This window comes from Gracilimonas sp. (assembly GCF_031581265.1).
Taxonomy (GTDB): Bacteria; Bacteroidota; Rhodothermia; order Balneolales; family Balneolaceae; genus Gracilimonas.
The window spans coordinates 1-21,129 of the sequence record NZ_JAVLBQ010000026.1 but is presented as its reverse complement, the minus strand read 5'-3'; the positions used below and the strand labels follow the sequence as shown (position 1 = coordinate 21,129).

The window sequence follows — 21,129 nt, the reverse complement described above, 5'->3', positions numbered from 1 at the left end:
AGCTCCTCCAATCAATCCGACAAATAATACACAATCGTTGAAACCACGCGCACTTTCTTGATGTGGGGGTTATTATTATCTCTGGGTGAGATGCTGAATAAGCCCTGATTAGCGGTTTTAATTTTGCCGAGCTCGCTATTGGAATCTTCGGCAAATTTTTCGGCCACGGCACGGGCTTCTTTAGTGGCTGCTTCAATCATCCGTGGCTTTATATCGTTCAGGCTGTCAAAAATATATTCAGGGCGCACTTGGTATTCATCTCCCGAAAGGGTGATGCCCTGTTTCCCTAAATCAGCCAGCTGACTCATTACTTCCCTAACAAGATCCACATTCTTCGAATATACCGTCACGGTTTGGTCAGCTACGTAGCGGAATTGAGCGTCATTCTGTCCGCCGTAGCGCTGTGCAGATTTATCAGTTACCAACGGAGTGGAAATAGAAATTTCCTCTTCACTGATTCCACGCTCCGTCAAAAACTGCTCCACTTTATCGCCGCTGTTTTCCAGGTTTTCATAAATCTCAGCCAGCTGATTACTCGCTTCGGTGTATTGTATCGGCCAGATTACGATGTCAGCGATGTGCTCCTCTTCAGCAAGGCCTTTTACGGTAACGGTTCGCTCATATTCTTTATAGGTGATGGCGGAGTGACCAACAATAAATCCGAACGCGATAAGTCCCAGAAATATAGCTGCTCCAATAATAGTAAGTCCGCGATTGCTTTGAATGTCCATAGTGTTTTTGAAATGATGTAGTTAAAAAAATATACGAAGTTGTAATAGGATTTAGTGTCTTTGGAGAATTATGTTTCAGCCGTCAGCCGTCAGCCGTCAGCCGTCAGCCGTCAGCCGCTGAGCGCTGAAGTCTGACAGCTGAAAGCTATAACGCTACGCCCGCTCCGCCATTTCCAGCCAGACGAGTTCTTTCTCCTCGAGTTCCTCTTTCAATTCCTCAAACTCTTTGGATAGCTCATTTAACTCCCCGTATTCAAGATCTGTATCGCTCATTTTGTGCTCCAGCTTCTTTTTCTTCTCCTCCAGCTTGGCGATTTCCTTTTCCAGCTTGTTGAATTCACGACGCTCGTTGTAGGTAAGTTTGTCGGGTTGGTTTTCGGCTGTTGCCTTCTGTTGTGTAGCGTTTTTTGAATCCGGTGTTTTGGAGCTTTTATCTTCCGGCGAAGAGGACATCCGCTTCAGGATTTCATCCCGATATTCATCATACGTTCCGTGGAAGTCCTTAATCTCGCCCTGCCCTTCAAACACAAAATAATGGTCCACCAATTTATCCATGAAAAACCGATCGTGAGATACGATGATGAGGCAGCCACCGAAGTTTTGCAGGAAATCTTCCAATTTATTTAGGGTTAGAAGATCGAGGTCGTTTGTAGGCTCATCCAAAATCAAAAAGTTGGGGTTTTTGATGAGTACCATCATCAGCATGAGCCGGCGCTTTTCGCCGCCGCTGAGTTTTTCGATCGGGGTGTATTGCATCTTACCGGGAAACATGAAATGCTCTAAAAATTGCGAAGCGGTGATGGTATCGCCATTAGCCAGTTCAATGACTTCAGCTACTTCCTTAATGACTTCAATGACTCTTTTGCTTTCATCAATTTGAATGCCTTTCTGCTGATAGTGCCCGAATACTATGGTCTCACCGGTTTCGATGGTACCGGAATCCGGTTTCATTTCACCCATTAGAATTTTTAAGAACGTACTTTTACCAACGCCATTCTTACCTAAAATCCCGATGCGCTCTCCCTGTAAAAACTGGTAGCTAAAATCATCCAGGATAACGGTGTCGTCAAAAGATTTGGAAAGATGTTCAACCTCAAGCACTTTCCCGCCCATGCGACTCATATTCACATCCAGCTGCAACTCCGCTTCTTCCCGTCCGGATTCTGCTTTCTCCTTGGTGTCATAAAAAGCTTTGATACGCGATTTTGATTTGGTTGTTCGCGCCTTGGGTCCGCGGCGCATCCACTCCAACTCTTTCTTCATCAGCTTGCCGGCTTTGGCAATCTCGGTGGCTTCCACCTCTTCCCGCTCAGCTTTCTTCTGCAGGTAATACTCATAATTTCCTTTGTGATGATATAGCGTGCCATAATCCAGCTCCAGGATATGATTACACACCCGATCCAAAAAGTAGCGATCGTGCGTCACCATCAGCAGCGTCATTTTACTGCCGGCCAGATATTTTTCCAGCCACTCAATCATCTCTACATCCAAATGGTTAGTGGGCTCATCCAGGATGAGCAGGTCCGGTTCATCCATTAGCACAAAAGCCAGGGCTACGCGCTTGCGCTCTCCCCCGGAAAGGGACGCAATAGATTGGTCCAAATCGTGAATATTAAGAACGCCTAAAATCTGCTCCATTTGCTGTTCCACATCCCAGGCTTCGGCAGCATCCATAGCGGCCGATGCTTTTTCAAACTCCTTTTGTGTTTGTGGGTTGAAGTCTTCAGCCTGAGCTTGTACGGCTTTATCATATCGCTGTACAATGCTGATCTTCTCGGAATCCCCATGCGCTATGAACTCGCTGATGGTCATGTTTTCATCCAGCTGCGGTTCTTGTGCCAGAAAGCTCACCTGAAGGCCTTTTTGGGTCATAACCTTGCCGGAATCGGGTTCCATCTCTCCGGCCAGAATTTTAAGCAAAGTTGACTTTCCCGTACCATTTGGGGCAATCAATGCAGTTTTATCGCCTTCGGAAATACCAAAGGTCAGGTCTTCAAAAAGCGGCTTGATGCCAAAGCTCTTGGAAAGATTTTCGGTGGAGAGGTAGGTCATGTATCGACTTCAATTAAAACTCTTTTGATGAAGCCCTAAATTAAGGAAATTATTGCGGTATTTAAGGTATATATAGAAACTCAGTTCAATTTTCTTCAAGCTGAAAAAGTTCTTCAACAGAGACTTTGAAAAATGTAGCCAGTCTCAAGGCAAGCTCTACAGAAGGCGTAAACTTTCCGGTTTCAATAGAATGGATGGTTTGTCGGCTCACCCCAATTTCATTGGCCAGATCTTTTTGGGTGATGGAAATCCGCGCACGTTCTACTTTTAAATTATTCGAGATCATGCGGTCCAAAGGATTTCTTGACTTAATAATATCACAATTAAAATAGCAACCCATGTAACTTGAACTTTGAACGTGGGTTTTTTGATCCATTCAATTCCCTTTAAAAAACTATAATAGAAAATCAGAAGATAGATCAGTAAGAAACCGGTTAATTCTGTGAGAAAGGAATATTTTTCGCCATTAATTTCTTCCATAAAAATAAACGTGATTAAGAAAATAGCGATCAGGGAATGGGCATATAATCGTATTTGATCTGAGTACTCATCCTCAATTTGCTCTTTAGACGAGATTATTAAGATCAACCCAAAACAAAAAAAGAGGTTGGGAACACGAAGTCCTTCGAAATATAAATCAGGTTTTATGAAGTGATGAGCCAAGGCGTACAATAAAAAACTGATTGAGATAAAAGCTCCAACAAATTTAAAATTTGCCGGAAGAAGTCCTTTTTCTTTTTCCATATTACATTCTCAGATTTAGTTTTTGTGAATAATACAGTATGGTTTACAAAAAGTAAAGTAAACTTTACTTTTTTAGGAAGACTTTATCACATATATGAGATCGGTAATCTTTTGCCGAACGAAGTATTTTGTGTTTTAGAGATTTCGTGACAAATCCAAAAATCAGGATTGAATCTAACCGTTCATCTGTTTAAGGTGTAGCAAATTAAATAAAGGATGCAATTGGACTTTAAAAATCCCCCAAAAATATTTAACCAGGATGGTACGGAGCGCTCGGTTGGCTTCGAATTTGAATTCACCGGTGTGGAAATGCAGGATGCTGCGGAAATGGTGGCCAATCTTTACGGTGGAAATGTTGAGCAAATCAGCGGATACGAATATAAAGTAAGAGAGTCTGAATTTGGCGATTTTTCGCTGGAGCTGGATGCAAGTCTTTTCCTCAACAAAAAATATGAAAAAGTCTTGAAATCGGTTGGACTGGATGTAGATAAGCTCAAAAACAAGGATAAGCTTGAAGATACCCTGCGGGACATGGCCTCCACTGTTGTTCCATTTGAAATTATCACTCCGCCGATTTCCATTGGAAAACTTGACCGGCTGAATACATTGGTTGAAGAACTACGTACCTGGAAAGCCAAGGGGACCGGAAGTTCCTTTTTCTATGCGTTTGGGCTGCACCTTAACCCCGAAATTCCTGAACCGACTGCGGAATGTTTACTTCGTCACCTTAAAGCATATGTGATGTTGGATGCATGGATTCGTAAAGACGGGGATATCAATATTTCACGTAAGCTCACGCCATACATCAATGAGTATGAAATGGATTATATCCGTTATATCCTCAGAGAAGAATATCAGCCGGATCTTGAAACATTAATCCGAGATTATTTCAAATTTAAAAACTCCAGAAATCGCCCTTTGGATTTGTTGCCGGCTTTTATGTTTCTGAAGAAGGAGTTAACTACAGAACTGATGAAAAAAGAGCTGACTTCTGCTCGTCCTACGTTCCATTATCGGCTGCCCAATTGTTCTATTGAGGAGGAAAGCTGGTCGCTGGCTGAAGAATGGAACCGGTGGGTGTTGGTAGAAAAACTGGCCTTTAATGAAAAAGATTTAAATCGCTATGCAAGAGCTTTTCTGAACATGGATGACAAATCCGTTTTTGGGATCAAAAAGAAATGGATACGGTTAATGGACAGGTGGGTCAAAGATGTTAGATAGGGAGCCGGTCATTGGGATTACGGGGCCAAAAGAGGGCGGAACGGGAGCTTGGGTCTTTACTGCACTTTCGGTGATTTTAGCCGGTGGAAAACCACTTCGCATTAACACTGAAATGCCCCGAGATATTGATCAAATTGATGGCTTGATTTTGGGTGGCGGGGCCGATGTTGAGCCTATGAAATATGGTCAACAGCGAATTGAAAAAGCCGTATTGGCCCGTGATAAACGAACTATTTTTGAGTGGCTACTTTCAATTTTATTCTTTCCTATCTACTGGCTGGCAAGATATTTTCAGCATACAAAACAATCTCCGGTTGACCTGGAAAGAGATGAGCTGGAATTAACGTATCTATCAGAAGCCATCGAGCGAAGGATGCCGGTATTGGGAATTTGTCGGGGCATGCAACTTATGAATGTGCATTTCAAGGGAACGCTCCACCAGGATATTCGGGGCTTTTATGCAGAGAAGTCTCAGGTCTCTTCCATTTTCCCTAAAAAAAGGGTTGTCATTAAAGATGGCACGAAGTTGTGTAAGTTTTTGCAAACGGATATCTGCAATGTCAATGCATTGCACAACCAAGCCATCGACGAGCCGGGAGAGGGAATTATCATAGCAGCTAAAGAACTGAATACAAAAGTGAGGCAAGCCATAGAGCACAAAGACTACGATTTTGTGATTGGTGTGCAATGGCACCCGGAATACCTGACCCAAATAGCCCGGCAGCGAAATATATTTAAGGAGTTGGTTAAGGCGGCTAAATAAAAAGTATCAATATAAAATTCTTGTCCGGATAGTATGCTTCACCTTATTCATCTCATCCAAAATACGCTCAACAGATTCTTTGTCGATATCCAGCACCACATAACCGATATATTCATTTGTCTTCAGGTACTGTCCCAGGATATTAATATCCATTTCTGAAAGCAGGTTGTTAATCTCAGAAAGCACACCCGGTTTGTTTTCGTGAACATGAAGGATTCGGTGCGCATCTTTTTGAACCGGAAGGTTTAGCGGTGGAACCGTATGGGAACCGACGGTAGTTCCGTTATCAATCAGGTTGATGAGTTTGGTAGATACATCTTTACCAATATTATACTGCGCTTCAATAGTTGAACCACCAATGTGAGGAGTCAAAATCACGTTAGGTATATTCTGAAGCTCCGTCTTAAATGATTCTCCTTTCGATTCCGGTTCTTGGGGATAAACATCAACTCCTGCGCCAGCTATCTGTCCTGACTTAAGGGCATCGCGCAATGCCGGGATATCAACCACCGAACCGCGCGACAGGTTTAGCAAAATGCTTCCTTCTTTCATTTGATTGAGGGCCTCAGCATCAATCAATAGCTCTGTCGAAGGAGTTGCTGGGACATGGAGGGTAACGATATCAGAAATTTGTAACAGCTCATCCATACTTTCAACACGGGTGGCATTACCCATGGGTAGTTTGGGTTCTATATCATAATAGTACACATCAAAACCCATATTTTCAGCTAACACGGATACCTGTGACCCAATATGTCCATAGCCAATAATGCCCAACTTCTTGCCTCGTACTTCATAACTGTCTTTAGCATCTTTCAGCCAGGTGCCTTCATGCGCCTTTTTATCGCGAAGGGGAATGCGGCGCATCAACATGATGGATTCTGCAATCACCAATTCAGCAACCGAACGGGTATTGGAATAAGGCGAATTAAATACAGTAACACCATCCATAGTTGCGGCTTTCAAATCAACCTGGTTGGTACCAATACAAAAACAGCCAATCCCTTTAAGTTTTGGAGCGTTTTTTATGACCTTTTCAGTGATTTGTGTTTTGGATCGAATCCCTATCAAGTGGACATCTTCGAGGTTCTCAAGTAGCTCTTCTTCACTCCAAGCAACGTCATGGGTTTCAATGTTTACAAAATGGTGGTCCTTGAAGTTTTCTACTGCAGATTGATGAATCCCTTCCAGTAATAATACTTTAATATTTTTTTTGGGATAAGACAGATCTTGGTTAGCGTCAGTCATAGATTTTTATTGATGAACATTGAGTGAGTTCACGAAAGGTAAAAAAGATTTAGGTTACTGTAAGGGGTTGTTGTAATAATTAAGTATCCTTTCTTATTTGAATTTAAATTCCACAAAAATAGATACAGAAACCCTATATTTGATGTGCTAATTTAAATTTCTATTAACCACTGTCTTGCAAACGATATTCCCTCCAAGAGAACCCTTCAACGCCTATTCACATTACCTGGGGGCATTAATAGCCACAGTTTGGTTGTTTTTTTTAATGGCAGAGGCGAGTGAAAGCTCCGTAACTCATCAGGTATCATTTTTGGTTTATGCTGTTTCAGTAATCCTGATGTTTCTATCGAGTGGAATTTATCACACCCTGAATGTTGAAAATAAAACCGAAGAATTATTTCGTCTTTTTGACCATATCTTAATCTATGTAGTTATAGCAGGAACATATACTCCCCTTTGTGCTATTGCCCTGCAGGGCGCCTGGCAGTGGGGTATGTTGTTAGGAATTTGGTTATTTGCTATAGCCGGAATACTTAAAAAAACACTCTGGCTGAATGCTCCAAGATGGCTTTCAACAGCTATTTATCTTTTTATGGGGTGGGCTTCCGTCATCATATTACCCCAGGTTTGGAAATTGTTACCCCAGGCTTTCACCTATTGGATTGCATTGGGAGGACTATTCTATACGATAGGCGCTGTGATTTATGGAATCAAAAAACCAAACCCTATTCCCGGCGCTTTTGGCTTTCACGAAATTTGGCATTTATTTGTAATGGGTGGGGCTTTTTCACATTATTGGGCGATTTATAAATATTTACCTGAATTTAATTTTCCGGCTTAATGAGCAAACTAAAGCTATTCGTCATTCTTCTAATCAGCCTGTTACCGATGGCTGCTTTGGGACAGATTTACAATTCAATGACGATAAACAGACCCGGCGGGTTAAATTGGCAGGAGATTAAAACCGATCATTTCCGCATTATTTTTCCTGATGGGGAAGACTCTCTTGCCTACAGGTCAGCGGCTATCCTCGAAAGTCATTATGCCAAAACATCCTCACTGACCGGCGGTACACTTAAAAACTTCCCGGTAATCTTAAATAACTACAATGACCTTTCCAATGGATTTGTAAGCTCTATAAATTTTCGATCCGAGATCGATTTAGCACCATTTAAAGGAAAAGGGATGAATCCCCAAACCGGAGATTGGCTGGAGATGGTTCTTCCTCATGAGTTAGTCCATGCCACTCATTTCAATATTCAGATTCCCATGGAAGGGAAGAAAGTTAGTATTCCTGACTTGGTAAGTCTTTTTTCTCCTGATTTAGCTCGTACTTTTCATGGGTTTCCACCGGTAGGTTTACACGAAGGCTTGGCAGTGTATTATGAAACAGAATCAGTGGCACCAATGGGTGGACGCGGAAATTATACCTTCTCAACAAATCGGTTTAATGCAAATTTCGCCAGTGATGACCGATGGAGTATGGGGCAAACACTAATCCCCTCCGACTACACACAACCCTTTAATCGCCATTACATCGCGGGCTATTCTTTTGTGAATTGGCTGCATGATGAATATGGGGAAGAGATTTCGAAAGAGGCTATTCGCTATCACTACCATAATTTTTATTTGGGATACGGGTTTGCACTCCGTCAGAAAACGGGCAAATGGCCGGGACAGCTTTATGCACTCTATGAAGAAGATATGGCAGCTGAAGAAGAAAACAGACAGTCAGAAATCACGGCTAATACTACTCAAAAATCTAAGATAATTGATACTCCTTACGATGGGGAAGAAGTGCATGCCCCAAAATGGATTAATGAGGATGAAATTCTATTCTACGGCTCATACTATAATGGGCGGCTTGGGTTTTACAAGTATAATACTGCTACTCAAAATTTCAGTTTAGTAAAAGAGACATTTGGGGTGAGCGATTTCAATTATGAGATCGATGATGAAGGCAACTTACTTTATAGTGCCTATAGAATAAATCCGAAATTTTCCGGAGTATTTAATGCAGAAGTTAGGACACTCGATATAGAGTCTGGAGATGTGGACACCATTACAGATGAAATCCGGGTATATGCTCCAAATTCAAACGGAGAAAAGGTCATTGCTATTCAAACGGATGGATCAAATGGAAACATTGTTGAAATTTTACCTAATGGTGAGGTTGAATTGCTTAAAGAGCTTCGAAATGCCTCACCGGTAAGTTTAAAATTCAACCCAAATAATCCCGATCAGTTAGCGGTTTTGATGAACAAGCGCGGCGTTCAGGCTCTTTGGATTACTACGCTGAACTCACTGAGTGAAGATGTATCCGGAAATCCGGATATAGCTTTCAAAAATGCTTCCATCTTTGATCCTGAGTGGCATCCTGAAGAAAATAAACTACTGTTTACAGTAGATAGATCACCGGCCATGAATGTGTATGAGTATGACTTGGATGAAGATCAAATCTATCAAGTAACGAGTTCTGTATACAATGCATTTGAGGCCTCTTACTCACCACAAGGTGATGAAATAGCGTACATAGTGCAGGACGGCGACCAGCGAAAACTGGCAACCCTAAACCGGGAAGATTTTCTGAATAACCGTATTCAATCATCAAGTTTCTTGAGCGGAAATGAACTGGAATCGGAATTAAACAGACCGCTTTTAGGTCACGAGATTATTGACTCTGTCAAAGAGCTTGAAAAATCTTCATACCGACCGGGACCAAGCTGGCTAAAACCACGAGCCATTCTGCCGGTATACCGAGAAAATGCAAATACTCCTCAATATGGCGTGGAATTTTCAAGTATTGATCCACTTTCAAGTCAGGCATATTCATTTGAGGTGACAGGAATTCAAAATCGCCTTTGGTATGATTTAACATATACCAATAAAACCTTCTACCCCGGCTTTGAGCTTTCAGCTTACAGCGAGCCACAGTTTTTTGCTACTCAAAATCCGGCCAATAATGAACCTTATTCTATTATGCGGCAGGATCGTGGATTTAGTCTCACTCTCCCATTTCAATATACATTTAGGGGCGACACACGGTTTAGTGGTTTATCTCTCAGGCCGGAAATTAAAGCAGAGCAGTTTAGATACTTTAACCTGGAGCCGACAGCAATTTCTGATTTTGCAACCAGATACCGGGCGTCAGTATTCACACAAGTTAGTTTTGGGCTGTTGAATTTACCGCGCGATATACAGCCTTCATCAGGAATTTCCTTTTTTGGTTTGTACGAGCAAACGCTGAATGAACCCAGTGTAGAAATTCAATTCCCGGGAGCGCGAGTTACAAATACGTTCAAGAACCAATGGGCGGCTTTATATGGTGTGTTTGGTTATGTATCACCGTTGAGAAAGTGGAATCAGTCACTGCGGTTAGATGTGCAGTTCCTCACCCAAAGTGAATCACCCATTTATTCTAATGATTCCATTATACCTATGGGGTTTTCGGAGGATATACTGCCGAACTACAATGTCGGATCCGATACCGGGTTTCAAAATATTGGGCGGTTTAGTACCCGCTATACCATTCCGCTTTTCTACCCGGATAATGGAGGACTCACGGTACCACTATATTTGAGCAGTATTTATTTAACGGCTTTTTCACATACTTTAACCGACATGGATTCGGATGATTTGGTAGCATCAAGTCGCAGTGTTTTTGGGGCCGGGCTTCATGTTCAATTCAAACTATCGAATCTGTTATTCGATATTGGAGTGGGGCTGGCGTATGAACCTATGCGTGATAACACCCAATTTATTTTTGGTCAATTTTGATTTAATACAATAGCATGAGATTATTTTTTGTCGTACTAATTGCAGCATCGTTTATCAGTTGTGGAAACAATTCGGAAGAAAGTAATTCCGGTCCTGAAGTTGAGCATCGCAAAAGCCCGATAGCGATATCAACAGTTAAGGATGATGGTACATACATTAAAGTGGTTTATGGACAGCCATACCGGCGTGGACGTACTATCTTTGGAGATTTAGAACCTTGGGGTGAAGTCTGGAGAACCGGCGCTAACGAAGCAACTGAAATTACCATTATCAAACCAGTTTTAATGGGGACGGAAGCTATTCCGTCAGGAACTTACGCTCTTTTCACTATACCTGAGCCCGATTCTTTCACCGTTATTTTAAATCACGAATTGGGACAATGGGGAGCATTTGAATACAATCCGGAGCGAGACTATAAAAGAATGAAGTTTCCTGTAAAAAACCTTCAAAATCCGGTGGAAGCCTTCACCATTCAGTTTTCTGAGCCAGCTCAAAGCATGACGACTATGACGATGAAATGGGGACTTGTCCAAGTGGATGTCCCCATACGCTTTTATGGGGAATAAAAGATTTAAGAAGGTTTTCATTAGAGACTCACTCTGCTAAAAATACCATCCCGCCCCTCGCTCCTGACGCTCTGCGTCGGAGCGAACCTTGATACCATTCGTGCCGACGCAGAGCGTCTGCACGAGTTTTTGGCACATAAAGAACACGTAGGGCGGATAGCCAAAGCCCATTTTGTAGCTCAAAAGCCAATTTCTCATCCCTCTAAATAATCTTTCAAAAACCTTCCGGTATGACTTTTCTCAATCTTCATCAGGTCTTCCGGGGTTCCTTCGCCGATAACTTGTCCGCCACCAAAGCCGCCTTCAGGTCCTAAGTCAATTACCCAATCGGCGCATTTAATGATATCGAGGTTATGCTCAATGATGATTACCGAGTGGCCCTGATTTACTAATTCATTGAAGGAATCGAGCAGTTTGGCTACATCTTCAAAATGTAATCCGGTGGTTGGCTCGTCAAAGAAATACAGGGTATGATCGGTAGATGTCTTGGAAAGAAATTTAGCCAGTTTAACTCGTTGTGCTTCACCACCGGAGAGGGTTGTTGCACTTTGTCCCAATTTCAGATATCCCAGCCCCACATCTTCCAATGGCTGTAATTTATTGGTGATGCTGTTCTCATCTACAAAAAACTCAATAGCCTCAGATACCGGCATATCAAGCACATCATGAATATTTTTACCGCGATATTTCACGGCTAAAACATCTTTTCGGAACCGTGTTCCGTTGCAAACTTCGCAGGTCAGTTCAATATCCGCCATAAACTGCATCTCAATGCGCTGCAATCCTTCCCCCTGACAGTTTTCACACCTTCCACCGGGCACGTTGAAGGAGAAATGTCCCGGAGTATAGCCCATTATTTTGGACTGCTTGGTATTGGAAAAGAGATCACGAATACCGTCAAAAGCTTTAGTGTAGGTGGCAGGGTTTGAACGTGAAGATCGGCCAATGGGGCTCTGATCTACCATTTCAACTCCATGTACCGCAGCCATCCCTGAGAGGTCTGAAAAACGCCCCACTTTGTCGTTGTAGGAGCCTATGTGTTTTTGAATACCGGCATATAATGTATCGTGGACAAGCGTAGATTTCCCCGACCCGGAAACTCCGGTCACCACCGTCATCATACCAAGAGGGAATTCCACATCAATATTTTTTAGATTGTGTTCAGATGCTCCTTCCAAAGAAATTGTTTTACCGCTTCCTTTTCGTCGTTTTTCAGGGACCGGAATTTCTTTTCGGCGACTTAAAAATTTTCCGGTTAGTGTGTCGGCTTCCAACAGTTTATCAACCGGCCCGCTAAATACTACTTCTCCACCATGTACCCCGGCAAAAGGACCGATATCAATCACATTGTCGGCAGACTTGATCATTTCCGGATCATGCTCTACCACCAATACGGTATTCCCAATATCTCGCAGTGATTCCAGGATTTTAATAAGTCGGTCATTGTCGCGCGGATGAAGCCCGATTGTGGGTTCATCCAGCACGTACATACTGCCGATGAGGGAGCTTCCCAGAGCATTAGCCAGGCTAATCCTTTGTGATTCTCCTCCACTCAAAGTATTGGCGAGTCGGTCGAGGGTGAGATAATCCAGCCCAACTTCATCCAGATACTTCAGTCGCTTTCGGATTTCATATAAAATCTGTCCGGCTACTTCTTCTTCGAATTCAGAAAGTTCGAGGTCTTCAAAATAAGTTCGGGCATGTCCGATAGTAAGTTCCGAAACCTCACCGACATGGAGGTCGCCAACTTTAACATAGAGCGCATCTTTGCGAACGCGGTACCCTTCACATTCCGGACACCGGCTATATCCGCGATAACGAGAGTACAACACGCGCATGTGGACTTTATAAGATTGATTTTTAATCTCATCAAAAAATTCCCAAATCCCGATGTATTCATCCTTACCCTTCCAAATAACATCCTTCACTTCTTTGGGCAGGTCGGCATAAGCCGTATCGATAGAGTATTTTTCGCGGGCACACACCTTGATAAGGTCTTTAAGGTGCATACTGAATTTTTGTGAATTAAACGGAGCTATGGTACCATTCCGAATGGTTTTTTGATGATCCGGGATCACCAAGTCTTCATCAATACCTGCCACTTTTCCGAATCCCTCACACTCATCACAAGCCCCAAAAGGGTTGTTAAAGGAAAACATTTGAGGGGTTGGTTCCATAAACTCAATACCATCCATCTCAAACCGCTCACTGAAGGAAAGTTCTTCGCCATCCTTCATTTTTATTGAGCATCGTCCGGCCCCTTCCTGGAATGCCGTTTCCAAAGAATCAGCAATACGGGTCCGTGTTTTATCTTCATCTTTTAGCACAAGACGGTCAATTAAAACCCGGTGTTTATCGGCTTTGAATTTCTTGAGGTTGACCTCGTCTGTGGTAAGGTCAAGCATTTCTTCAGTTTCTACATTGAGTAGCCGGGTCAGTCCTTTTTCCTTAAGGACTTTCAGTTCTTCCTCCAGCTTTTTCTTTTCATGTTGAGGAATGGGATGAAGTACATAAAATCGCTCGCCCTCTTCCTGGGTCTCATACAATTTATTGATAGCTGTGAGAGGGGAATCCTTTTTCACCACTTCGCCGGAGACAGGAGAAATAGTTTTCCCTATCCGCGCAAAAAGCAAGCGCACATAATCGTAGATTTCGGTAGTGGTCCCAACAGTTGAACGAGGATTGGAGGACGTCGTTTTTTGCTGAATGGCCATGGCCGGAGAAATACCCTGCATGAAATCTACATCAGGTTTATCCATTCGTTCTAAAAACTGGCGAGCATAACTCGAGAGGCTTTCCACATAACGACGCTGTCCTTCGGCATAGATGGTATCAAAAGCGAGGCTGGATTTTCCGGAACCAGAAACACCGGTCACAACGGTTAATTTACCGCGAGGAATTTCAACATCAATGTTTTTGAGGTTATGCGTCCGCGCTCCCTTGACGATAATGGGACGTTGTTCTTCTTGTTCTTTAGCTTCTTGGGTAGCCGTTTGTTTAGTGGACATATAGAAATTGAATTCTGAATTCGTCGAACCCTGAATATAAGGATTTAGTATCGGCAATCCGATACGATTCCCCAACAAAAAAAGAGACAGAAGCTATCCTGAGCTATCCTTTTATTAGCGACCCTGAACTCGCTTCCGTAATTCCATACTAGTTTTATACTGTTTGTTATTTCTCACAAGATGTAGTTCCATATCATCCCCTTCATTGTATTCCCGCATTAAAGCCCAGGCATGCATTTCGCTGGTAACCCGTTCTTCCCCGATTTGAACAATGACATCTCCCGGCATAATACCGGCCTCATAGGCAGGACCGCTTTTATTAATTTCCGTCACAAAAAGACCCAAAACCCTGGGAATACTTGGATACTGCATAATAAGCTGACGGGTTACCGGCTTGAACTTCATGCCGGGATCAAAATCCAGAGAAACGGAACCTGATTCCTTAAGCTGTGATATAATTTTTTGAACGCGGTTACTGGGGATAGCAAAACCCAACCCCACAAAGCCGCTGCTGGTGCCCCCCGTAAAAATAAAGGTATTAACACCCATTACCTCTCCATTACTGTTCACTAATGGTCCACCCGAATTACCACGATTAATGGCGGCATCCGTCTGAATCATTTCAATATAAACGCGTGGATCTTGTGGATCGGGTCTGAAATCTCGTTCTTTGGCACTAACTACGCCTACCGTTACAGAAGGTTGTCCGTCTGCAAAAAGCCCGAAAGGATTACCCATGGCAATAGTCCATTCACCGACCATAATTTCATCAGAGTTAGCAAAAGTGACGTAAGGAAAAGTTTTATCAGGATCGTCGGTTTTAATCTTGAGTAGTGAAAGATCAGCCAGTTCATCAGAACCCAGTAACTCGGCTTCGTAGTTGTTGCCATCGGAAAGAGCGACCATAATGGTTTTAGAATTTTTACTGGCCACATGTTCATTGGTTACAATAAGTCCGTCTTCACTGATGATAAATCCGGAGCCGACACTTTTAACTTCACGTTGGATGGGAACATCAAAATAGCGAAAGAAGAAGGAGTCAAATTCCCGGGTGTACCCACGCTGTAATTCTGTGACGGTAATACTGACAATAGCGGGACCGGCTTTTTCTACGGCATTGGTGATGGCATTGCGGCGAGTATCATCAACTGAAATGGAAGGGGTTGAAGGTTGATCTTGAGCTTGATCAGGCACCTGTTCAGTAGCAGTTTCGGGTGTTGTGTTAGAAGTTGACAGTGAACCTACAGCTGCAACCGGAGTGCGGTCGGTAGAATTATCGGTCGGTTTATCTTCAAGCTGACAACCAAATAAGGTACACATCAACAGAAAAATAGTAGCGTATCTAATCATAAAACATTTATTTGTTAGGAATACAAAAGTTAGCATACAGCAAGAAATAGGACTCATCTAACGGATCAATCCCGTATCCATTGCGTGAGTAACACCTAAATATTAAGCTAAAGCCTGTTTTTGGCCAACTTTAATCACGGCTTCTATAGCTTCTTCCAAATCTCCTTCAAACCAAGCCCCGGCTGCACGCTTGTGCCCACCACCGTTAAAATTTAGGGCCCATTGGTTAACATCAACATCATCGCTTTTTGATCTGAGACTCAGTTTAATTCGTTCATCCTGTTGCTGGAAAAGCACACAAGCTTTAACCCCTTCCACACTCATAGGGTACTGCACAAAACCTTCCGTATCTTCTTTGGTGCAGCCGGTTTTTTTCAGCATATCTTGGGTTATAACTATCGTGGAGATAGTGCCTTCGGCATGAACTTCAATCGTTTCGAGTGCAAGGCTCAACAACTTTAATTGCCGGAGTGGACGAGATGAATAAATTTTTTCTACCACTTCATCCGGGGTGAATCCGCCTCTTTCAAGCAGATCTCCGGCAGCTTGCAAGGTATCCGGTTTTACGCTATTAAATTGAAAAGAGGCCGTATCAGTAACCAGCCCCAGATACATTGCTTTGGCAGCCTTTTCGTCAATTTGTTGGGGTTTATGTTCGGCATAAAGCCGATATATAAGCTCACAGGTAGATGAAGCTTCCACACTTGATACAAATTCCTCAAAAACATCATCGGGATCCGGATGATGATCAACCATGTAGATCGGTTTTTCAAACTCCGGTAAGGTCTCTGCGGTGTCGCCAAAACGATGCAGTGCATTTCCATCCACTACCACAAAAGCATCAAAAGAATCCAGGTTTGCATTAGCCGGATCATCAATAGGGAAGTATTCCAGCAGCCACCGCATGTTGCCGGGGATGCTATCCTCGTTATAAGCTGCGACCTCAATCCCATTTTTTTGAAGCCAAAGAGAAAGGGCTATTTGTGCCCCGAGGCAGTCTCCATCAGGTCGAACATGCGAGAAAACGGCGACCTTTTGGTGTGATAAGATTTTTGATATAAACGATTTGAACATAGTATTTTTCATAAGGTTCAAAAATAGGCGAACATTGCCGGAATTCCACTTATTTTATAGAGAAATAATTTCAGCAGTAAAATTGATTTATGCATGTACTTGTAGTCAGCAATGGTTTTCCCCCACCCAAAGATTTATTGGAAGCCGAGTTCAAGAAAGCGGATTTGGTAGTTGGTGCAGACGGCGGCGGTAATAAAATTTTAAAATATGGTTTACTCCCCAATGTGATAATTGGAGATTTGGACAGTTTTGAAAAGCCGAAGGATGTTGATTTTGAAATTATCCATGAACCGGAACAAGAAACCAATGATTTGGAAAAGGCTCTTTCGTTAGTGATAACCAGAGGCGCAGATACGTGCACGGTTTTGGGAGCTTTCGGGAAGAGAATGGATCATGCCTTGAAAAACCTTTCAGTACTCAAAAAGTTTGATGCTGCCTTCAAAAAATTAATTTATAAGGATGAGTTGTTTGAGGCTTCTATCATAAATGGAACCTTTTCAGAGGAGTGTCCTGTAGGAAATTTAGTATCGTTATTTCCGTTGTCGGGAGAAGTAACAGGAATTGTAACTGAAGGACTAAAATTTCCTCTGAATAATGAGTCACTTAAAAATGGAGAGAGAGACGGCACCTCCAACGAAACAATTTCAGACCAATTCTCTGTGAGTGTTGAAAGCGGGGACTTGGTTATTTTTGTGGAGCGCCGGTAAGGTCCGGGGATATTAGGCAGCTACGATGACTCAACCAGTTTAACCTCATCTTTCACAATTTCGTCGGTATTCTTTTCCATCGACTTTTTCCACGCAAAATAACCCGCAAAGGCGATGGCTGTAAATACCAGGAATTGAAAACTTGTTAGCACCAGCTCTTTATAAAAATAAAGTGGAATGGAAATAAGATCGGTTATAATCCACGCAATCCAGCTTTCCAGTTTTTTGCGTGCCATCAGGAACATACCCATGATGGCAAATGAGGTGGTTACCGAATCCCAGAACGGAACATCGCTGTCGGTGAAATTAAACAAAACGAAATATAAAATACCAAAGGAAACGATCCCAAGCGCCAGCGTAATGAGGTTTTCTTTGTTGTTGTTGATGGTGACGGCAACCTGTTCCCGCGATTCATTTTTGGGGTGAACCCAGTAGTACCAACCATATACGCTCATCACGAAGTAGTAGAAATTCACTCCCATATCAGCATAGAGCTTATAAGCGAATGCGATATAAACATAAATCAATACACTGACGATGCCAGTTGGATACACCCAGATATTTTCTTTCATGGAGAACCAGACACTTGCCAGTCCAGTAGCTACAGCAATCCACTCCAGCAGGCTGGTTTGAATGACTCCGTTAATAATGCCGTCAATGATAACTTCCATGGAAAAATAATACTAATGGTTACATGCCGGCGTGAAGATAAGGAAGCACGCTGATAATTCATGGTTTAAAATGTAAAGCCCGTCAATCGGAATGAATTTTACCGGCCAGCCAATACGAAAGGAAGCCCCAACCTATTTCTAAGACGGTAACAACAGGTTGACTCGGTCCTTCAAACCCAAATCGGATCACTCCAAAAAGCCGGGCTAAACCCGCAGCCATGAATACAAAGAATACCATCATCAGCGCAAAATAAAGACGCTCTTCCCGGGCCGCTGACCACAGCAGGAATATGGCAATACCCAATTCAAGACCGCCATAAAATGCGGTAACTTCCACGAGGGTATTGGGATTCATATGGGTAAACCCAACCAGCTCTCCCAATAACTGAGGATAGACAATGAAAGAAAGCGCATAGGCCATAAGTATGAGTGCGCTAACACGTAAGAATAAAGCAGATTTTTTATGCATATCAGAAGCGGTTTGTTTTTATTTATACTTTGATGGTATATATAAAGGCGATTACATTCCAGCAACTAACTCAAAGTCAATATGAGCAAAGAATACACCGTCCCTTCCAAAACAAGCGTAGGACATGTACACTTAAAAGTATCAAACTTAGATCGCGCACTCGAGTTTTATAGAGACCTGCTCGGTTTTGAGCTCACAACGATGTACGGCGAGCGAGCAGCTTTTCTATCGGCCGGAGGATATCATCATCACATTGGACTGAATACATGGAACAGTGCAGGGGGTCCGCCGGCTCCAAGAAACAGTGCAGGCTTATATCACGTGGCCTTTTTGTATCCTACAAGAAAAGATTTAGCAGAAATTTTGCAACGACTGATTGATGCGGAATATCCTATTACAGGGGCGAGTGATCACGGGGTATCAGAAGCAATTTACCTGGAAGACCCGGACGGTAACGGAGTAGAACTGTATCGTGATCGCCCTAAAGAAGAGTGGGCTTACTCAAAGGGCGGCTCCGTAAAAATGGTAACCGAACCGCTAGATATTGAAGACTTGCTTGGGGAGCTAAATTAACCGAGTGATTGGTTTTGTTAAATAAAGCAGTCTAACCAGTCGAGCGTCATATGAATAAGTAAACCCAGTCCCAGCAAATGAATAATGCAAGCTGTTGAATGCCAATCCTTGTTCTCGTTATTCCTGAATCTCAAAAGTGGTACAGCAAACATTACGGTATAAATAATAATAAAAGGCAGGGTATGAAGGGGATGAAAGCCAATTGAGCACCGGGTAGGATCGTAGATGGGATTGGCCAGCAGATGATCTATATCAACAAGCATGGTGGCAATCATGATAAAGGTAGCATTTCGCCATCTACTATAGTAGAAAACAAGAGCAACTACCGGGGGAATGAGAAAGTGCAGAATAATATGAATCATAAAAGCAGGGTAAAAGACTTGTTTCTTTTGTTAAAACTGCCAGAGATTTGGACGGTGTGATCCCTTGCAATTGTTTAAATGGGTTTAACAATCAAGCTAACTAACAAAACTCTTGATACGTGTTGCCAGCCAGTTTCGAAATTCAGGGGTTGTTGGAGGGCTGTGTTTGCTGCCCTTAAGCAGTTCCGCTTCTACGTGCGGAACGTGAGCTTTGACGCGATCGATAACCTTATCTCCCGGGAATGAAATGTCATCTTCAGCACCTATTACCAGGCAAGGCATAGTCAAGTTCTCCAATTCCTCTTTAGAAGCAAGGGGTGGGATCTTAAGATTTGGATTGAAGTCATTAAAGGCATCTCCCAAGTATTTGGCCCAATCCTCATCCCATGTTGTTATCAGGTGACCCACAAAGTTGCGAAGGTTTTTTTCGGAGGGGCGAATTTTATACTTGATCATAGGTAAAGCCATTTTCGTAAAACCTTTGACCAGCGAGCCCTGCACAATTCCGGCGGGGACAATAAGAACAAGCGACTTAACTTTTTTGGGATTAGAAGAGGCAAACTGTCGGGCTACAAAACCGCCAAGGCTTATACCAAGTAGATGCACCTTCTCTAAATTGAGTCCGTCAAGTAGTTCTTGCAACCAAATTGCATGAGAGTTATCTGAGTAGGGCAGTTTTTTAGGTAATCCCTTTACAGACTGACCGGGCAGGTCTGGGGCAATGATATAAAAGTGATCGAGAAGTCTGGCCAACTCAGAAAGTAGATGAGCCGAGCTTGTCATCATAGCATGCAAGCAAATAAGTGAGGGTTTGGAACGGTCACCGGCCGTTAAGACATGACTTGATCCGAAAGAGGTAGAGACTTCGACGGATTCGGTTTCAACATTTGCCCGGTCTAAAAATTGTTGATACCAATTTTCCATCCGATTTTGGGCAGTTTTATTTTTGAAAATGTTATCAGCCATATTGAATCTTTTCAGGTATGGTAAGTTGGTGATAGAGCATCAAGATTAGTTTTATAAAAGGCTAAAATCTTTTAACAAGCAATAAAAATCTCCAAGAGGATGGCACGACATCAGGTAAAATTTGGCAGGTAACGACATTGCACATAACCGGCACACGAATTGATATTGAAATAGCAACTAACGAAAGAAGAGACTTAAAACCAAGAGCGGCAAAGACCTGGCTAGTTGCGTGCGAGTTAATGCGCGGGTTTTAGGGCCCAAAGAATAGTTTAAATGAACCATGGGAAGCCAATGTTTAATATTCAATTCGGAATTCCAAGTAAATAGATCTGTTTGGTTTTACCTTCGATCGTTCTCTTTTTCCACTTATAAGTATTAGACTCAATACCACTTAATAACTCATCTAAATCATTAAGGGTATATGTTCGGGCATTTGAAACAGCACCACCCCAAGCGAAACAGAATGGTATTATGGGAATGATATAGGTAAAAACAAGTTGCTGCCAAGACATAGGTCTCACCATGGGTGTTATAAAAAATGTCATGATAAAGTTAATAGGAAATGCGACCCACCAAAGCCAGGTGGGAGTACTATTATCACTGATTTCAAACACACAGATAGGTTCACCGCTTTTCTGAACTGAGGTTAATATCTTTTTTGCTTCATGTGGTTTCATATGATGAAAACTACCAATCATCGTTCTTATTCCACATCTTTGGTTTTCTAATAAAGTGGCATCAACAGGGGTAGTTAGATAATTGATATTATTTTAGGGTCTTATGAAGTATAGCATGTTATGATTGTTTGTAACATATTGCTATACAATGGTTAACAAGTATTATAAAC

General features: G+C 42.5%; 20 protein-coding genes. 7 read left to right on the top strand and 13 right to left on the bottom strand.

Annotated features, from left to right (window positions below):
* Window positions 1-11: 11 nt before the first annotated feature.
* The 4 genes from RI561_RS09850 to RI561_RS09835 all read right to left on the bottom strand — a co-directional run bounded on the left by RI561_RS09850 (window position 12) and on the right by RI561_RS09835 (window position 3,527).
* Window positions 12-731, bottom strand: coding sequence for an SIMPL domain-containing protein (locus tag RI561_RS09850; RefSeq protein ID WP_395080065.1), 720 nt, complete (start codon window positions 729-731; stop codon window positions 12-14).
* Window positions 732-884: 153 nt separating this feature from the next.
* Window positions 885-2,783 (bottom strand): ABC-F family ATP-binding cassette domain-containing protein, encoded by a 1,899-nt coding sequence (locus tag RI561_RS09845; protein ID WP_395080064.1) that lies wholly within the window; start codon window positions 2,781-2,783, stop codon window positions 885-887.
* An 85-nt stretch (window positions 2,784-2,868) separates the two neighbouring features.
* Entirely contained in the window at window positions 2,869-3,069 is a 201-nt protein-coding gene (locus RI561_RS09840) for a helix-turn-helix transcriptional regulator (RefSeq protein ID WP_395080063.1), read from the bottom strand.
* Entirely contained in the window at window positions 3,066-3,527 is a 462-nt protein-coding gene (locus RI561_RS09835) for a hypothetical protein (protein ID WP_395080062.1), read from the bottom strand. The genes RI561_RS09840 and RI561_RS09835 overlap by 4 nt, the downstream gene beginning before the upstream one ends.
* Before the next feature lie 222 nt (window positions 3,528-3,749).
* Here RI561_RS09835 and RI561_RS09830 point away from each other — a divergent pair, with 222 nt between their 5' ends.
* Together RI561_RS09830 and RI561_RS09825 are read left to right on the top strand one after the other, a co-directional pair.
* Window positions 3,750-4,748, top strand: coding sequence for an amidoligase family protein (locus tag RI561_RS09830; protein ID WP_395080061.1), 999 nt, complete (start codon window positions 3,750-3,752; stop codon window positions 4,746-4,748).
* Window positions 4,738-5,511 (top strand): gamma-glutamyl-gamma-aminobutyrate hydrolase family protein, encoded by a 774-nt coding sequence (locus RI561_RS09825; protein WP_395080060.1) that lies wholly within the window; start codon window positions 4,738-4,740, stop codon window positions 5,509-5,511. The genes RI561_RS09830 and RI561_RS09825 overlap by 11 nt, the downstream gene beginning before the upstream one ends.
* 6 nt (window positions 5,512-5,517) lie before the next feature.
* Here the strand turns inward: RI561_RS09825 and serA are convergent, their stop codons facing one another.
* Window positions 5,518-6,759: a phosphoglycerate dehydrogenase gene (serA, locus tag RI561_RS09820; protein ID WP_395080059.1), complete on the bottom strand. Its 1,242-nt coding sequence runs from the start codon at window positions 6,757-6,759 to the stop codon at window positions 5,518-5,520.
* A gap of 175 nt (window positions 6,760-6,934) precedes the next feature.
* Here serA and RI561_RS09815 point away from each other — a divergent pair, with 175 nt between their 5' ends.
* Genes RI561_RS09815 through RI561_RS09805 form a run of 3 tightly spaced genes read left to right on the top strand, consistent with a single transcriptional unit; the run spans window position 6,935 to window position 11,102 of the window.
* Window positions 6,935-7,600, top strand: a complete 666-nt coding sequence (locus RI561_RS09815) for a hemolysin III family protein (RefSeq protein WP_395080058.1) — start codon at window positions 6,935-6,937, stop codon at window positions 7,598-7,600.
* Window positions 7,600-10,536 (top strand): hypothetical protein, encoded by a 2,937-nt coding sequence (locus RI561_RS09810; protein WP_395080057.1) that lies wholly within the window; start codon window positions 7,600-7,602, stop codon window positions 10,534-10,536. Before RI561_RS09815 ends, RI561_RS09810 begins: the two co-directional genes overlap by 1 nt.
* Window positions 10,537-10,550: 14 nt before the next feature.
* The gene (locus RI561_RS09805) at window positions 10,551-11,102 is read left to right on the top strand and encodes a DUF2911 domain-containing protein (protein ID WP_395080056.1); all 552 of its coding nucleotides are present in this window, start codon (window positions 10,551-10,553) and stop codon (window positions 11,100-11,102) included.
* 194 nt (window positions 11,103-11,296) lie between these two features.
* Here RI561_RS09805 and uvrA read toward each other — a convergent pair whose 3' ends face one another.
* The 3 genes from uvrA to RI561_RS09790 form a co-directional block, all read right to left on the bottom strand.
* A complete protein-coding gene (gene uvrA / locus RI561_RS09800) occupies window positions 11,297-14,110 on the bottom strand; it encodes an excinuclease ABC subunit UvrA (protein WP_395080055.1) in 2,814 nt (937 codons plus the stop codon).
* Between the two features lie 114 nt (window positions 14,111-14,224).
* Window positions 14,225-15,460 (bottom strand): S1C family serine protease, encoded by a 1,236-nt coding sequence (locus tag RI561_RS09795; RefSeq protein ID WP_395080054.1) that lies wholly within the window; start codon window positions 15,458-15,460, stop codon window positions 14,225-14,227.
* Window positions 15,461-15,562: 102 nt separating this feature from the next.
* Window positions 15,563-16,534 (bottom strand): bifunctional oligoribonuclease/PAP phosphatase NrnA, encoded by a 972-nt coding sequence (locus RI561_RS09790; protein ID WP_395080053.1) that lies wholly within the window; start codon window positions 16,532-16,534, stop codon window positions 15,563-15,565.
* Between the two features lie 89 nt (window positions 16,535-16,623).
* Here RI561_RS09790 and RI561_RS09785 point away from each other — a divergent pair, with 89 nt between their 5' ends.
* The gene (locus tag RI561_RS09785) at window positions 16,624-17,241 is read left to right on the top strand and encodes a thiamine diphosphokinase (protein WP_395080052.1); all 618 of its coding nucleotides are present in this window, start codon (window positions 16,624-16,626) and stop codon (window positions 17,239-17,241) included.
* A 20-nt stretch (window positions 17,242-17,261) separates the two neighbouring features.
* Here the strand turns inward: RI561_RS09785 and pnuC are convergent, their stop codons facing one another.
* Together pnuC and RI561_RS09775 are read right to left on the bottom strand one after the other, a co-directional pair.
* A complete protein-coding gene (gene pnuC, locus RI561_RS09780; protein ID WP_395080051.1) occupies window positions 17,262-17,912 on the bottom strand; it encodes a nicotinamide riboside transporter PnuC in 651 nt (216 codons plus the stop codon).
* Between the two features lie 82 nt (window positions 17,913-17,994).
* Window positions 17,995-18,381 (bottom strand): DUF4345 family protein, encoded by a 387-nt coding sequence (locus RI561_RS09775; protein WP_395080050.1) that lies wholly within the window; start codon window positions 18,379-18,381, stop codon window positions 17,995-17,997.
* A gap of 81 nt (window positions 18,382-18,462) precedes the next feature.
* On the opposite strand from RI561_RS09775, the gene RI561_RS09770 reads away from it, so the two are divergent.
* Window positions 18,463-18,954 (top strand): VOC family protein, encoded by a 492-nt coding sequence (locus RI561_RS09770; RefSeq protein ID WP_395080049.1) that lies wholly within the window; start codon window positions 18,463-18,465, stop codon window positions 18,952-18,954.
* Window positions 18,955-18,971: 17 nt separating this feature from the next.
* Here RI561_RS09770 and RI561_RS09765 read toward each other — a convergent pair whose 3' ends face one another.
* The 3 genes from RI561_RS09765 to RI561_RS09755 all read right to left on the bottom strand — a co-directional run bounded on the left by RI561_RS09765 (window position 18,972) and on the right by RI561_RS09755 (window position 20,959).
* Window positions 18,972-19,316: a DUF6122 family protein gene (locus RI561_RS09765; RefSeq protein ID WP_395080048.1), complete on the bottom strand. Its 345-nt coding sequence runs from the start codon at window positions 19,314-19,316 to the stop codon at window positions 18,972-18,974.
* Window positions 19,317-19,412: 96 nt separating this feature from the next.
* Window positions 19,413-20,282 (bottom strand): alpha/beta fold hydrolase, encoded by an 870-nt coding sequence (locus RI561_RS09760; RefSeq protein ID WP_395080047.1) that lies wholly within the window; start codon window positions 20,280-20,282, stop codon window positions 19,413-19,415.
* A gap of 302 nt (window positions 20,283-20,584) precedes the next feature.
* Window positions 20,585-20,959: a hypothetical protein gene (locus RI561_RS09755; RefSeq protein WP_395080046.1), complete on the bottom strand. Its 375-nt coding sequence runs from the start codon at window positions 20,957-20,959 to the stop codon at window positions 20,585-20,587.
* Window positions 20,960-21,129: the final 170 nt, after the last annotated feature.

Excerpts from the sequence above, each read along its gene's own strand:
- RI561_RS09850 (WP_395080065.1), bottom strand. The coding sequence starts at position 731 with ATGGACATTCAAAGCAATCGCGGACTTACTATTATTGGAGCAGCTATA.
- RI561_RS09845 (WP_395080064.1), bottom strand. The coding sequence starts at position 2,783 with ATGACCTACCTCTCCACCGAAAATCTTTCCAAGAGCTTTGGCATCAAG.
- RI561_RS09840 (WP_395080063.1), bottom strand. The coding sequence starts at position 3,069 with ATGATCTCGAATAATTTAAAAGTAGAACGTGCGCGGATTTCCATCACC.
- RI561_RS09835 (WP_395080062.1), bottom strand. The coding sequence starts at position 3,527 with ATGGAAAAAGAAAAAGGACTTCTTCCGGCAAATTTTAAATTTGTTGGA.
- RI561_RS09825 (WP_395080060.1), top strand. The coding sequence starts at position 4,738 with ATGTTAGATAGGGAGCCGGTCATTGGGATTACGGGGCCAAAAGAGGGC.
- serA (WP_395080059.1), bottom strand. The coding sequence starts at position 6,759 with ATGACTGACGCTAACCAAGATCTGTCTTATCCCAAAAAAAATATTAAA.
- RI561_RS09810 (WP_395080057.1), top strand. The coding sequence starts at position 7,600 with ATGAGCAAACTAAAGCTATTCGTCATTCTTCTAATCAGCCTGTTACCG.
- RI561_RS09805 (WP_395080056.1), top strand. The coding sequence starts at position 10,551 with ATGAGATTATTTTTTGTCGTACTAATTGCAGCATCGTTTATCAGTTGT.
- uvrA (WP_395080055.1), bottom strand. The coding sequence starts at position 14,110 with ATGTCCACTAAACAAACGGCTACCCAAGAAGCTAAAGAACAAGAAGAA.
- RI561_RS09795 (WP_395080054.1), bottom strand. The coding sequence starts at position 15,460 with ATGATTAGATACGCTACTATTTTTCTGTTGATGTGTACCTTATTTGGT.
- RI561_RS09790 (WP_395080053.1), bottom strand. The coding sequence starts at position 16,534 with ATGTTCAAATCGTTTATATCAAAAATCTTATCACACCAAAAGGTCGCC.
- RI561_RS09785 (WP_395080052.1), top strand. The coding sequence starts at position 16,624 with ATGCATGTACTTGTAGTCAGCAATGGTTTTCCCCCACCCAAAGATTTA.
- pnuC (WP_395080051.1), bottom strand. The coding sequence starts at position 17,912 with ATGGAAGTTATCATTGACGGCATTATTAACGGAGTCATTCAAACCAGC.
- RI561_RS09775 (WP_395080050.1), bottom strand. The coding sequence starts at position 18,381 with ATGCATAAAAAATCTGCTTTATTCTTACGTGTTAGCGCACTCATACTT.
- RI561_RS09770 (WP_395080049.1), top strand. The coding sequence starts at position 18,463 with ATGAGCAAAGAATACACCGTCCCTTCCAAAACAAGCGTAGGACATGTA.
- RI561_RS09765 (WP_395080048.1), bottom strand. The coding sequence starts at position 19,316 with ATGATTCATATTATTCTGCACTTTCTCATTCCCCCGGTAGTTGCTCTT.
- RI561_RS09760 (WP_395080047.1), bottom strand. The coding sequence starts at position 20,282 with ATGGCTGATAACATTTTCAAAAATAAAACTGCCCAAAATCGGATGGAA.
- RI561_RS09755 (WP_395080046.1), bottom strand. The coding sequence starts at position 20,959 with ATGAAACCACATGAAGCAAAAAAGATATTAACCTCAGTTCAGAAAAGC.